Source organism: Halosegnis longus (assembly GCF_009663395.1).
Taxonomy (GTDB): domain Archaea; phylum Halobacteriota; class Halobacteria; order Halobacteriales; family Haloarculaceae; genus Halosegnis; species Halosegnis longus.
Genome location: NZ_QKNW01000001.1, coordinates 757,806 through 770,773, shown reverse-complemented (window position 1 = coordinate 770,773; position 12,968 = coordinate 757,806). Strand labels below are relative to the sequence as shown.

Genomic DNA, 12,968 nt, shown 5'->3' with positions numbered 1-12,968 from the left:
GTGTTGAAGACATTTCGGCTTCAATTTGCGAGTGTGAACGCGTGGAGAGCAACACTTACCTCTACGTATCGACTTCTGTGTGGCAGAGATGGGGGTAGACGCAACCAACGTCGACGTGTCGACCGCAGAGAAGCTCCTGTGGGTGCTCGCAGTTGCTGTCGTCGTGGCGCTCGCCGTCCCGTGGTTTCTGTGGCGTGACGCGACGGTCATCGCCGGCCTGCCGGCGTGGATATGGTGGCACATCGCGTGGATGGGCGTCGCCTCGCTGGTGTTCTACGGCTTCAGCCGCCGCGCGTGGGGACTGGGGGTGGAGCTGTGAGTCTCGCCGTCCAGCTCGGCGTGCTCGGCGTGTATCTCGTCGCCTCGCTGGGCATCGGGCTCGTCGCCTACCGCGCGACCGACAGCGACGCCGAGGACTACTACCTCGCGGGCCGGACCCTCGGGACCGGTGTCCTGCTGTTCACGACGTTCGCGACCCTGCTGTCGGCGTTCACCTTCTTCGGCGGGCCGAACGTCGCGTTCAGCATCGGCCCCGAGTGGCTGCTCGTCATGGGGCTGATGGACGGCATCCTCTTTGCCGTCCTCTGGTACGTCGTCGGCTACAAGCAGTGGCTCGTGGGGAAGAAACACGGCTACGTCACGATGGGCGAGATGCTGGGCGACCGGTTCGGCTCCCAGCGGCTCCGCGGTCTCGTCGCCGGCGTCGGTCTCTTATGGTTATTCCCGTACGTGATGCTCCAACAGCAGGGTGCCGGACAGGCGGTCGTCGGTCTCACCGACGGCGCGGTCCCCTACTGGGCCGGCGCGGCGCTCATCACCGCCTTCATGATTCTGTACGTCACCCTCGCGGGCCTGCGCGGGGTCGCGTGGACCGACACCCTCCAGGGGGTGTTCATGCTCGGCGTGCTGTGGGTCGCGGTCGCGTGGCTCGCCACCAACGTCGGCGGCATCGGCGCGCTCACCGACCAGATGGTCTCAACCAATCCGGAGTTCGGCGCGCTCGGCGGCGGTGCCTACTCCGTCCAGTACATCCTCGGCACGGCGATCACCATCGCCTTTGGCGTCGCCGCCTTCCCGCAGGTGAACCAGCGGTTCTTCATGGCAAAGCGGGTCGAGACGCTCAAGCGCTCCTTCGCGCTGTGGCCCGTCCTCGTCGTGTTGCTGTTCGTGCCGGCGTTCCTGCTGGGCGCGTGGGCGTCGGGGCTCGGCGTCACGGTTCCCGAGGGGGGGAACGTCATTCCCGTCGTCCTGAACGAGTACACGCCGGCGTGGTTCGCCGCGCTCGTCGTCGCCGGCGCGATGGCCGCGATGATGTCCTCTTCCGACTCGATGCTGCTGTCGGGGTCGTCGTACTTCACCCGGGACATCTATCGGCCGTTCGTCGCCCCGGACGCGAGCGAGGAGCGCGAGGGGAAAGTCGCCCGCATCGGCGTCGCCGTCTTCGCGACCGCCACGCTCGTCGGCGCACTCCTGACGCAGGGTGGTGGACTCGGCGCGATTGTCGCGCTCGGTGACACCGCCTTCGGCGGCTACGCGCAACTCACCCTCCCACTCCTGCTCGCACTCTACTGGAGCGGGACGACTCAGGCGGGGATGCTCGCCGGTATCATCGTCTCTCAGGTCGTCTATCTCGCCCACGTCGGCGTGTTGAGCGTGCTCGGCATGGAGGGTGTCACCGTCGCCGGCGTCACCCTGCTGAAGGCGTCGTATCTCACGTGGGAGTACGCGCTGTGGTGTATGCTGCTTTCCCTCGTCGTCACGGTCGGCGTGAGTCTCGCCACGTCGCCGGCGGGCAGTGAGAATCCGGCGAAGTTCGGCGTCGGCGCCGACTGATTACCGGGTGTTGTACCGAGGATTTAGCTCCTCGATAAGTACTGATTCGACCTCCTTGCGGCCCTTCTGCCCGCCGTCGATACCGCTGACGTACTTGACGGCGGTTCGTTCCCAGACGTTCGAGGCATCGATGTCGATCTCGTCGTCGTTCTCCACGAACGCCTTGATTTGGCTACCTGTCCGGGTGTTGTAGTGGTCGTTCAGCCGACTGATGAGCCACTTCGCCTCGCCGATATAGAGACACGCCCTCGTCTCGGCGTCGAAGATGCCGTACACGGCACTCCGAACGTGTGGAGTGGGCTCTTTCTCCTTGAAATCGTTCACCACGTCCCTGAGTTCCGTTGAACCGCCGTCGAACTCGTCGAGTGCCATACGCACGACCGGGCGAGCTCGTGTATAATCCCTCTGGCCCGCTCCGTGATGCGGGAATATATAATGTTACTCGGCCAAGTCGCCGTATGCAAACCCACATCGTGCCGGTCGGCTTCGACTACGACCGGCTCATCGCCCCCTTGGTCCGGGACCGGCTCACGGTGGACCGCGTTATCCTCTTGGAGGGTGCGGTCGGAAGCGAGGCGAACGTCGAGTACTCCCGGAACCTCGGCGGCCAACTCGAACAGGACTTCGAGAACTTGCTCGGCGCGGAGACACAGCGTCACGGCGTCGCCGACGTGTACGACTACGGGGCCGCCTTCGAGCAGGCGTTCGACCTCATCAACGCGGAACTCGACGCCGGCAACGAGGTGTGGGTGAACGTCTCCTCGATGCCGCGGGTCGTCTCTTTCGCCTTCGCGACCGCGGCCCACTCCATCGCCGTCGAGCGCAGCGAGGACCGCGACCGCATCCACACCTACTACACCGCCCCGGAGAAGTATCTGGAGACGGAACTCGCGGAGGAACTGCGCGCACAGACCGACCTGCTCGCTGAGGTGCTCGACGGGGACGGCGAGGACGAGCAGGTGCGCGAGCGACTGGAGGCGGGCCGTGACCTGCTCGCCGAGTTCGACGAGCGAGGAACGACCATCGGCGCGAAGGAGTTCAACGGGAGCCACATCGTCGAGCTTCCGGTGGCGTCGTTCTCGAACGTGAAGCCGTTCGAGGAGCTGATTCTGTTCACGCTCGGTGAGCACGGCGAGTTCGGGTCGGTCTCCGAGCTCGCGAAGACGCTCGCCTCGGAGCTGGGCGAGGAGTACACCGACTCCTTCCGGTCGAAGGTCATCTACAACGTCGACCGGCTCGGGCCGGGGGGAAAGGGGTACATCGAACAGGAAGAGCAGGGGAAATCCTACCGGACGCGGCTCTCGCGCATCGGCGAACTGTGGGTGCGCTCGCACACGACCGAGGAGTTCGCCGAGTAGCCGCGCGGCGAGCGGGGCTTTTTGTCTCCCGAACACGCAGGCGAGGCATGACCGACCTCGGGGATTTCGAACCCGGCGCGGAGACGACGAGCGACGCCGATTCGGAGCCAGACGCGACGGGCGAGGAACCGACGTTCGAGCCGGTGGACGCGACGCCACAGGGACACGACCGCGGGCTGGGGACGCTCTCGGCCGCGGAGGGACTCTCCGTCGGCGAGGACGACGACGACACCCGACTGCGCGCGTACGTGACCGTGGGCAACCGCTCGCTCGTGCGCGTCGGCCGGTACGCCATCGCCGACTACCCCGACGACGAGGCGCTGTTTTGTCGCATCTCCGCGCTGGAGTACGCACAGGAGTTCGAATCCGACGACGCCACCGAGATTCACGCCCGTCGAGCCATGCGGTCGGACGGTATCGACGAGGCGGACTACAAGCTGATGGCGACGCTCGAACCCCTCGCAGTGCTCTACTCCGAGGGCGGTGAACTCCGCCGGCGGATGGCCGACCGCGTCCCGAAACCCGAGACCGTCATCCGACAGGCCGAGGACAAGGTCGAGGTGAAGACCGGGCTGAAGGTGCCCGACGACGGCGTCTTCATCGGCCACCTCGCGGTCGGGGGCGAGAAGATTCGCACTGCGGCCGAACCGCCGACCGTCGACTACCGGCTCCAGGACGACTACGACTCCGGCGACCCGCTCGTGTTCCGTCACTCGCTCATCGCCGGCGGGACGGGGTCGGGGAAGACCCACGCCTCGAAGAACATCCTCAGACAGTATCTCGGCCGGACGTACGAGATGAGCGACGGTCGCACGCCCGGCGCGGCGGTCGTCCAGTTCGACCCGCAAGACGAGTACGCACAGATGCACGACGACGGCGACTACCCCGACGACTTCGCCCGCAAACTCGACGCCGAGGGGGTCAAACACGGCGGCCACGCCGACACGAAGGCGTTCGTTCCCGCGGTCGGCGGGGCCACCTACGCGGCCGACCACCACCGCGCCGAACAGGTCGGCTTCACGCTCCCCTTCTCGATGGTCGAATCGCGGCCGTGGCTCGTCGCCGGCGCTGGTCTCAACGACAATCAGTACCAGGGCCTCACGAATCTGCTCGACCGGTTCTTCCGACAGTACGGCAACGAGGGGACGTACTCGCAGTTCCGCTCGTTCCTCGACGACCCCGCACTGCGGGAGGAACTCCACGAGGGTGGACAGATTCACGAAGCGACCTTCGACGCCGTCAGACGGAAGACGCAGGGCTTCGGGGATATCTTCGACGGCGACGCCCCGCCCATCACCGACCTCGTCCACGACTTCGTCCGGCCGGGCGGGCTTACCTGCGTGCCGACGTACCACATCAACGACACGCGGGCGACGACGACCGTCGTGTTGGCGCTCTCCTCGCTGCTCGTGGACGAGAAGCTCTCGAACGACCCCCGGTACGACCGCATCAAGGAGACGCCCCTCGTGCTCGGGATGGACGAGGCGCACAACTTCCTCACCGACGCCGACAGCGTGCAGGCGGACAAGGTCATCTCGAAGTTCTCCGAGGCCGCAAAACAGGGCCGCAAGGAGCGGCTCGGTCTCTTCCTCATCACGCAGGACCCACAGGACATCGCCGATCCCGTGTTCAAGCAGGTGAACACGACCGTCGTCCTGAACCTGGGCGACGAGGACGCCATCAAATCCGTCAACATCCCGTCGACGCTGGAGGGGAAGGTGCCGTACTTCGAGAAGGGCCAGATGGCGATCTACTCGCCGGACAACTCCGAGCCGGTGGAGGTGGTCGGACTGCCACACTGTGTCACCCGACACGGCCGGGACTGAGCGGTCCCCGATTCCGACCTTCGATGTGGGACTTTTTATCCATCGACGTTCGAGACTCGATTATGGGAACGAAAATCGTCGTTCCGGTCGACGGCTCCGACCAGTCACAGAAGGCGCTGGAGTACACCTACGAGCATTTCCCCGACGCGACGGTGACGCTGTTGCACGTCATCAATCCGGCCCGCGCCGGCTACGGTGCACAGGCCGGTCTGCCGAGCTTCTCCGAGGAGTGGTACGAGGAGGCGGAAGCCGCCGCCGAGGAGCTGTTCGAGGCGGCGAAGGCCGACGCCCCCGAGGGGATGACCATCGAGACCGCGACGGAGGTGGGTCAGCCGGCCCGCACCATCGTCGAGTTCACCGAGGAGAACGACCACGACAAGATTATCATCGGCAGCCACGGCCGGAAGGGAATCTCCCGCGTCCTGCTCGGCTCGGTCGCCGAGACGGTCGTCCGTCGCGCGCACGTCCCGGTGACGGTCGCCCGATAACACTGACACAACTGCCTGACTGCGGTACAGCTCACACCGCTGTCCGTCCCGAGATTCGGCGGTGTACTACCCGATCGTCGAGCGTGGAGTGAAGCGAGACAACTCGACTCCCGCTGCGCTGCTCACGAGGACAGTGGCGATTCCCCCGACCCCGATACCGAGGAGACGTACGGGACCGACGGCTACGAGCCGGTCATGATTATCACGCTCGGCTATCCAGAAGACGACGCCGGTGACCTCGAACGCGAGCGAAAGTACCGCCGCAGCGTCGAGGACATCACGCACTTCGAGTCGTTCGACGCCTAACGCACGCTACAGCTGGCCGAGCTTGCGGAGGAGCTGGCCCTCGTACTCCTCGTCTGCCTGCATTCCTTTCAGCTCGACGACGTTGCGCTCGAGCTTGTCGAGCGCGACGCGGAACGCGGACTCGGCACCGTAGCCCTCGCCCGAGCCGCCGATCTGGCCGACGTTGGTCCGGAGCCGAATCTGTGCGTAGATGAGCGGCGTGCCACGGAGCTTCTCCTTGTGCTGCTTGAAGCGCACGTGGGCGTGCTGGACCTGCATGTCGGCGTACTTGTCCGAGACGGCCTCGATGCTGGAGACGATTTCCTCGCGGGTGATGGTCTCCAACACCTCGATGTTCGTAATTTGGACGTCCATGTGCTCGTCTTCGGTGTAGGTGAGCGCACGGAGCACGTCCGTCTTGGTGATGATCCCGGCGACGAGTCGGTCCTCGGGGTCGCTGGTAACGACGAGACCGCTGTACCGCTCGTCGAGCATGGTGCGGACGGCGGTCTCGACGGTGGCGTCGGGGTCGATGGTCTCGACCGGGCTCTGCATCACGTCGTACACCGGGATGTCGAGCATGCGCTCGATGTCGCCGCCGCGGTCGCCGGTGGTCGCTTTGTCCATGTCGCGCACGACGATGTCGGTGATGTCGTGGGTCGTGACGACGCCCGTCAGGTAGCCGTTCTCGTTGGTGACGGGGGCACGCGAGATGCTGTTTTCCCGCATGAGGTTGATGACCTGCCCGATGGTGGCGTCTTCCGACACCGAGAGCACGTCCTCGGTCGCGATGTCGCCGACCGTGAGCACGTCCAGGTTCTCGATGACGGCCTCGAGGATGGCGTTCTCGGTGATGATTCCGGCCAGTCGCTCGCCGGCGAAGACGGGTGCGACCTTCACGTCACCCTCGACGAGGACGCGCGCAACGTCGCGCACGTCGGCGTGTTCGTCGACGCGGGGAGCCGACAGCATCATCGCGCCGGCCTTCGTGTTGTCCTCGACGTGTGACTGGAGGAGCTGCTTTTCCGTGATAACGCCGGCGTACTCACCGTCCTCGGTGACGATGATCCCCTTGCTTCGGGTTCGCTCGAACGCCGAGCGCACCTTCCCCAGTCGTTCGTCTACGTCCACTTTCTCGTACTCGTCGATGATGATGTCCTCGATATCCATTGGAGTCCCTCTCCTTCGGGCTTCGCAAGCCGCGGTATTGAAAGTAATCCTGTGTCGCATGTGGCCCATCCACACCCGCGGGGCGGCCGAACAGCACCGAGACGGCACACGGTTACTTGGGAAAGTACCATGCCACGCTCTGCTCTCTACAGATAGTTTCGAGGGTGCACGCAGCACGGCCCGCGTGGGTGGATCGCTGTCGTTCGCTCGGATATTTCCGAACATGTTCGTGCCAACCGTGAGACCGCTGGGACGCCACTGTTCAGGTGTCCCGGCCGAGACCGACCCGGCCCCCGAGTCGCCGCCCCCGACACGGGCCGCGCTCTCCCCCCGACGCGGCCGTGGGGGACCGGTCGCGACTCACTGCGTCTCGCGTCCGGGACGTGGGACCAACTTCTCGGAGCCACTACCGGCGCCGGCGTGACGGCCGCACGCAATCGGCGTCACGCGGTTCTCCGACCGACTCAGACGACGCTCTCGAGGGTATCGAGGAAATGTGAGCGGACTGTGAGTCGAGCCGTTTACCGGACTTGTAGCACAGGGAGATCTCCCCTGGGACAACCGTACTCAGTGCGGCGTAGCACATATCAGCCTACAGTGTCAACGCTGTCAACAAGGATGTCGAAACAGATACGTCTTGACGACGATGTCTACGAGCGGCTCCGAGAGAACAAGCGAGATGACGAGACGTACAGTGAAGCCGTCGAGCGTGCGCTCGGTGGCCGGACCTTCGGTGATCTCGAAGCAGTCTTCGATGACGAACAGGTGAGCGACATGCGGAACGCCATCGACGAGGCCGACCGTCGCGACCGCCAAGAAGCCGACGAGGTCGCGGACCGTCTCAAATGATCGTCGACACCAGCTTCGTTCTCGACCGTATCGACGGCGTGGAGGCAGCCGAAGCAAAAGAGACGGAGCTACAGCTGCAGAACATCCCCCTCACGCTCCCCGCGATGACGATACTGGAGCTGTGGATCGGCGTCGGGGCGGCGACGAGTTCCACCGCTGAACGGCAAGCGGTCCGTGGCGTCATCGAATCGTATCCACAGGCGGATATGACGCCCAGTATCGCCCGGCGAGCAGGGCGATTACTCGGTGAGCAGATGGCAGACGCAGGCGACGGTGAGGGCCCAGGAATCGGAAAGGGAGACGCTGCGATTGCTGCAACCGCTATCGAGTACGATGTCCCTGTGCTTGCAGCCGACGGGCACTTCGAATCCGTGCCCGGTGTTGAAGTGGAAACGTATCGCTGAGAACGGAGAGGGCTGTTATACGGGAATCGAGCCAGCGAACCGACCGACCACATCAACGACGTTTGCGACGTCGCCGGAGCCACCATTCGCCGCTCGCAGCAGCGTCCCGATACCGACACCCAGCACGAAGCCCGTCCCAGTGTAGCCGACTTCCTCGCGAGCATTCTTCGTGTGGTCAATCTTCGTCTCCCGGACGCCGAATGCCGTCGCCACAGAACTCGAATTGTGTGTTTCGAGAGGAACAACACTGACGCGTAGGAGGGATTCAGACACAGGACCACCCCCAGACGTAACGGCTACGCTGGGGGTCTGTCGTATACGCAACAAAATACGGGTGAGGGTATGGGTTCGGGCGGATTTGAACCGCCGGCCTCCTCCATGTCAAGGAGGTGTCATAACCAGCCTAGACCACGAACCCCTGTTGCACTCTCGGGTAGCCCGGTGGTACAATTGAAGGTTTCGAATCGCCAACTCCGTGGCTCCGACACGCTTTTACGAATGTACAGACTTGTACACTACAACACAGTATCGAACATTATGACGGATATGACACAGTACCTCGAACGGGTGACGGACGGGGAGGACCTGACGCAGGCGGAGGCGCGAACCGCCGCACGGCTCGTCTTCGAGGACGCGACCGAGGCACAAATCGGCGCGCTGCTCGCGGCGCTGCGCGCCAAGGGAGAGACCGAAGCCGAGATTGCGGGCTTCGCCGAGGGGATGCGCGAGGTCGCCAACACCATCGACCCCGACCGCCGGCCGCTGGTCGACACCTGCGGCACGGGCGGTGACGACTACGACACCATCAACGTCTCCACGACTGCGACCATCGTGACCGCGGGCGCGGGCGTCACGGTCGCGAAACACGGCAACTACTCCGTCTCCTCCTCCTCGGGGAGTTCCGACGTGCTCGCGGAGCTCGGCGTCGACCTGGATTCGAGCCCCGACGCCGTCGAGGAGCGCATCGAGCGCGACGGCATCGGCTACATGCACGCGCCGGCGTTCCACCCCGCGATGAAGGCCGTCATCGGGCCGCGGCGCGAACTCGGCATCCGGACGATTTTCAACGTCCTCGGGCCGCTGACCAATCCCGCCGACGCGGACGCACAGGTCGTCGGCGTCTACGACCCCGACCTCGTGCCCGTGGTCGCGCGAGCGCTCGACCGCGTGGGCGTCGACCGCGCGCTCGTCGTCCACGGCTCCGGGATGGACGAGATTGCGCTCCACGACGACACCGCCGCCGCCGAACTCCGCGACGGGGACATCGAGGAGTACACCGTCACGCCCGACGACCTCGGACTCGACCGCGCCCCGGTCGAGGAGATCGCGGGCGGTACGCCGACGGAGAACGCCGCAGACCTCCGGGGTATCGTCACCGGGGAGCTCGACGGTCCGAAACGCGACATCATTCTCGCGAACGCCGGCGCGGCCATCTACGTCGCCGGCGAGGCCGAGTCGCTCGCGGCCGGTGTCGAGCAGGCGCGCGAGGCAATCGACTCGGGCGCTGCGGGCGAGACGCTCGATACCCTCGCCGGGGGCGAGGTGAGCCTCTGATGGTGCGCGCGAAGGTGTGTGGACTCACCTCCGAGGCGGACGTAGCGGCGGCCGTCGAGGCCGGCGCGGACGCGGTCGGCTTCATCGTCGACGTGGACGTGGACTCGCCGCGTGAAATCTCCGCGGAGAAGGCAGCGAGCCTGGAGGCGAGCGTCCCGCCGTTCGTCACGACGACGCTCGTCACGATGCCCGACAACGCCGCACAGGCGATCACGCTCGCCGACCTCGTACAGGTGGACGCCGTTCAGCTTCACGGACTCGACCCCGGCTCGCTGTCGGTCGTCATCGAGAGCTTCCGCGGCCCCGTCTTCCCTGCTATCTCGCCCGACGAGATTCCCGAGTACAAGAACCTGGGCGACGCGCTGTTGGTCGATACCCCGAGCGAAGGCGGCGGGGGCGGCACCGGCGAGACCCACGACTGGGCGGCGACGCGCGACGCGACCGCCGACCTCGACCGGCCCCTCATCCTCGCGGGCGGGCTGACCCCAGACAACGTCGTCGAGGCAATCGAGACCGTCCGGCCGTACGCCGTCGACGTGGCGTCGGGCGTGGAGGCCGCGCCGGGCGAGAAGGACCCCGACGCCGTCGAGGCGTTCGTCGAACGAGCACACCGCGCATGAGCTTCGACACCACGCGCGAGCAGTTCGTCGACCTCGCCGGCACGGAGCCGACCGTCGTCCGACTGGACGCACCCATCGACGCCGACGTGGAGCCGCTGTCGGCGTACGCCGCCCTCGTCGGCCGGACGACAGACGCCGACCGCGCGGACTACTCGTTCCTGCTGGAGTCGGCCCAGAAGGTCGCCTCCTCGGACCCGGACGGCGCGTTCTCGACCGACGACACCGACCGCCACGCCCGCTACTCCTTCGTCGGCTACGACCCCGCCGGCGTCGTCACGGTCGGTCCCGACGGTGCCGACGTGGCGACCTTCGACGACCGTTACGACGGGCTGCTCGCGCCCGACGCCGACGGCGACTGCATCGACGCCCTCCGGTCTGCGCTGCCGGACCTTCCTCGCGAGAACTTCGACGCGAGCGGTCGCCGCCACCTCGACGGCGGGCTGGTCGGCTTTCTCGCGTACGAAGCCGTCTACGACCTCTGGCTCGACGAGGTGGGCGTCGACCGTCCCGACACGGCGTTTCCGGACGCGCAGTTCGTCCTCAACACGAAGACGCTCGTCTTCGACGACGAGGCCGACACCCTCTCGCTGGTCTGCACGCCGGTCGTCGACGAGTCCGACGCGGGACGGGTGTACGACGCCCTCGCAAGCGAGGTCGAACGCGTCGAGGACCTGCTCGCGCGCGCCGACCCGCCGGAGACCGGCGGCTTCACGCAGACCGGTGAGACCGCCGGGCCACAGCCGGAGTACGAGGACGCGGTCGACCGCGCGAAAGAGCACGTCCTCGACGGCGACATCTATCAGGGCGTCATCTCGCGCACCCGCGAACGGACCGGCGAGGTCGACCCGCTCGGCTTCTATCGTGCGCTCCGCGAGGTGAACCCCTCGCCGTACATGTACCTGCTCGGCTACGGTGACCGAACCGTGGTCGGGGCGTCGCCCGAGACGCTCGTCTCCGTGCGCGGCACCGAGGTGATGGCCAACCCGATTGCCGGCACCTGCGCCCGCGGCTCCTCGCCCGTCGAGGACCGCCGGCTCGCCGGCGAGATGCTCGCCGACGGGAAGGAGCGGGCCGAGCACACGATGCTCGTGGACCTCGCGCGCAACGACGTACGCCGGGTGAGCGAGGCCGGCAGCGTCCGCGTCGATGAGTTCATGAACGTGTTGAAGTACTCGCACGTCCAGCACATCGAGTCGACGGTGACGGGGACGCTCGCCGCCGACTCGGACGCGTTCGACGCGACGCGCGCGGCGTTCCCCGCCGGGACGCTTTCTGGTGCGCCGAAGGTGCGCGCGATGGAGATTATCGACGACCTCGAACGCACGCCCCGAGGGTTGTACGGCGGAGGCGTCGGCTACTACTCGTGGTCTGGCGACGCGGACTTCGCCATCGTCATCCGGACGGCGACGGTCGACACCGCCGGCGAGGAGGACCGCATTACCGTGCAGGCCGGCGCGGGTATCGTCGCCGACTCCGACCCCGAACGCGAGTACGAGGAGACTGAAAAGAAGATGGGCGGCGTGCTCGATGCGCTCGACGCCATCACGGAGGAACCATGACCGTCGTCATCGTCGACAACTACGACTCGTTCACGTACAACCTCGTGGAGTACGTCAGCCAACACGGCATCGACGTGGCCGTCGAGAAGAACATCGCCTCCCTCGATGCCGTGCGGAGCCACGACCCCGAGGGCATCATCATCTCGCCGGGACCGGGCCACCCGAAACACGACCGCGACGTGGGCGTCTCGGCGGACGTGCTCACGGAGCTTTCGCCCGAGGTGCCGACGCTCGGTGTGTGTCTCGGACTGGAGGCCGCGGCCTACGAGTACGGCGGCACGGTCGGGCGCGCGCCCGAACCGGTCCACGGGAAGGCCTCGCCGATCGACCACGACGGCGAGGGCGTCTTCGTCGGGCTCGAACAGGGGTTCCAGGCCGGCCGGTATCACTCCCTCATCGCGACTGAGGTGCCCGCGGCGTTCGACGTGACGGCGCGCACGGCCGACGAGGACGCGCTCGTGATGGGGATTCGCCACGAGTCGTTCCCACTTGAGGCGGTCCAGTTCCACCCTGAGTCGGTGCTGACGGGCGTCGGCCACGACATCATCGACAACTTCCTCGCGACGCTCTAGAAGGGGAGCAGCTGGAACAGCCCGAAGTACCACAGCAGGCCGGCGACGATGGCCGCCACGACTGCCACCCGAATCGCAATCGAAAACAGGAGTCGGGCGGCGAAGATAGCGAGCAGGACGACGACGATGGTGGTGCCGATGGAGACGGGGGTTAGTTCCGGTATCGCCTGGAGCGCTGGCAGTACGGCGTTCATACCTGCGTCTCATCCCGCGGTCGCAAAAGCTTGTGGGCACCACGACCCCCCTGACGTTCGAGTGGGAAACCGCACGACGACACCCCGATTTCGTGTCGAGCTGTCCAGTTTCACTCCGCGGTGCGTAGCCTTATGTGGGTGGGGCGACCACTGAGATACGTACCACGCGTTCCACACGAGGAGCGACCCATCCACCACGAGCAGTGTCAACAACGACCAGTAGCTCGGCGGGCGTTCCGCCGCGCCAAAGGGTTAA

General features: G+C 66.1%; 15 protein-coding genes and 1 tRNA gene. 11 read left to right on the top strand and 5 right to left on the bottom strand.

All coding sequences use genetic code 11. The features are described from left to right. Positions 1-88: 88 nt before the first annotated feature. A complete protein-coding gene (locus DM818_RS04305) occupies positions 89-319 on the top strand; it encodes a DUF3311 domain-containing protein (protein ID WP_075937946.1) in 231 nt (76 codons plus the stop codon). Next, a complete protein-coding gene (locus tag DM818_RS04300) occupies positions 316-1,833 on the top strand; it encodes a sodium:solute symporter family protein (RefSeq protein ID WP_075937947.1) in 1,518 nt (505 codons plus the stop codon). The genes DM818_RS04305 and DM818_RS04300 overlap by 4 nt, the downstream gene beginning before the upstream one ends. On the opposite strand, the gene DM818_RS04295 is transcribed toward DM818_RS04300, so the two are convergent. Then, complete coding sequence (locus DM818_RS04295) at positions 1,834-2,205, bottom strand: GIY-YIG nuclease family protein (RefSeq protein WP_075937948.1); 372 nt, start codon at positions 2,203-2,205, stop codon at positions 1,834-1,836. An 86-nt stretch (positions 2,206-2,291) separates the two neighbouring features. Between DM818_RS04295 and DM818_RS04290 the strand changes: the two genes are divergently transcribed. From DM818_RS04290 to DM818_RS04280, 3 genes are all read left to right on the top strand, one after another. Next, positions 2,292-3,191 carry an HFX_2341 family transcriptional regulator gene (locus DM818_RS04290; RefSeq protein ID WP_075937949.1) on the top strand — a complete coding sequence of 300 codons (900 nt, stop codon included), beginning with the start codon at positions 2,292-2,294 and terminating at the stop codon, positions 3,189-3,191. 47 nt (positions 3,192-3,238) lie between these two features. Continuing rightward, positions 3,239-5,017, top strand: a complete 1,779-nt coding sequence (locus DM818_RS04285) for an ATP-binding protein (protein ID WP_075937950.1) — start codon at positions 3,239-3,241, stop codon at positions 5,015-5,017. Between the two features lie 62 nt (positions 5,018-5,079). Next, on the top strand, positions 5,080-5,505 hold the full coding sequence (locus DM818_RS04280) for a universal stress protein (protein ID WP_075937951.1): 426 nt from the start codon (positions 5,080-5,082) through the stop codon (positions 5,503-5,505). 312 nt (positions 5,506-5,817) lie between these two features. Here the strand turns inward: DM818_RS04280 and DM818_RS04275 are convergent, their stop codons facing one another. Next, the gene (locus DM818_RS04275) at positions 5,818-6,960 is read right to left on the bottom strand and encodes a CBS domain-containing protein (RefSeq protein WP_075937952.1); all 1,143 of its coding nucleotides are present in this window, start codon (positions 6,958-6,960) and stop codon (positions 5,818-5,820) included. A 618-nt stretch (positions 6,961-7,578) separates the two neighbouring features. On the opposite strand from DM818_RS04275, the gene DM818_RS04270 reads away from it, so the two are divergent. Continuing rightward, positions 7,579-7,809, top strand: a complete 231-nt coding sequence (locus tag DM818_RS04270; RefSeq protein WP_075937953.1) for a DUF7557 family protein — start codon at positions 7,579-7,581, stop codon at positions 7,807-7,809. After that, the gene (locus tag DM818_RS04265) at positions 7,806-8,213 is read left to right on the top strand and encodes a PIN domain-containing protein (protein ID WP_075937954.1); all 408 of its coding nucleotides are present in this window, start codon (positions 7,806-7,808) and stop codon (positions 8,211-8,213) included. The genes DM818_RS04270 and DM818_RS04265 overlap by 4 nt, the downstream gene beginning before the upstream one ends. Before the next feature lie 15 nt (positions 8,214-8,228). Here DM818_RS04265 and DM818_RS04260 read toward each other — a convergent pair whose 3' ends face one another. Together DM818_RS04260 and DM818_RS04255 are read right to left on the bottom strand one after the other, a co-directional pair. Beyond that, positions 8,229-8,426 (bottom strand): hypothetical protein, encoded by a 198-nt coding sequence (locus DM818_RS04260; protein ID WP_075937955.1) that lies wholly within the window; start codon positions 8,424-8,426, stop codon positions 8,229-8,231. Positions 8,427-8,556: 130 nt separating this feature from the next. Continuing rightward, positions 8,557-8,631: transfer RNA gene (locus DM818_RS04255), tRNA-Val, on the bottom strand. 119 nt (positions 8,632-8,750) lie between these two features. On the opposite strand from DM818_RS04255, the gene trpD reads away from it, so the two are divergent. The 4 genes from trpD to trpG are packed head-to-tail and all read left to right on the top strand — an operon-like array spanning position 8,751 to position 12,518. Continuing rightward, positions 8,751-9,767 carry an anthranilate phosphoribosyltransferase gene (gene trpD, locus DM818_RS04250; protein WP_123123766.1) on the top strand — a complete coding sequence of 339 codons (1,017 nt, stop codon included), beginning with the start codon at positions 8,751-8,753 and terminating at the stop codon, positions 9,765-9,767. Continuing rightward, positions 9,767-10,387 carry a phosphoribosylanthranilate isomerase gene (locus DM818_RS04245; protein ID WP_075937957.1) on the top strand — a complete coding sequence of 207 codons (621 nt, stop codon included), beginning with the start codon at positions 9,767-9,769 and terminating at the stop codon, positions 10,385-10,387. Before trpD ends, DM818_RS04245 begins: the two co-directional genes overlap by 1 nt. Further along, positions 10,384-11,946 (top strand): anthranilate synthase component I, encoded by a 1,563-nt coding sequence (gene trpE / locus DM818_RS04240; protein ID WP_153952354.1) that lies wholly within the window; start codon positions 10,384-10,386, stop codon positions 11,944-11,946. The genes DM818_RS04245 and trpE overlap by 4 nt, the downstream gene beginning before the upstream one ends. Beyond that, positions 11,943-12,518, top strand: a complete 576-nt coding sequence (trpG, locus tag DM818_RS04235) for an anthranilate synthase component II (protein ID WP_075937959.1) — start codon at positions 11,943-11,945, stop codon at positions 12,516-12,518. The genes trpE and trpG overlap by 4 nt, the downstream gene beginning before the upstream one ends. On the opposite strand, the gene DM818_RS04230 is transcribed toward trpG, so the two are convergent. Then, the gene (locus DM818_RS04230) at positions 12,515-12,712 is read right to left on the bottom strand and encodes a hypothetical protein (RefSeq protein ID WP_075937960.1); all 198 of its coding nucleotides are present in this window, start codon (positions 12,710-12,712) and stop codon (positions 12,515-12,517) included. The genes trpG and DM818_RS04230 overlap by 4 nt on opposite strands. Positions 12,713-12,968: the final 256 nt, after the last annotated feature.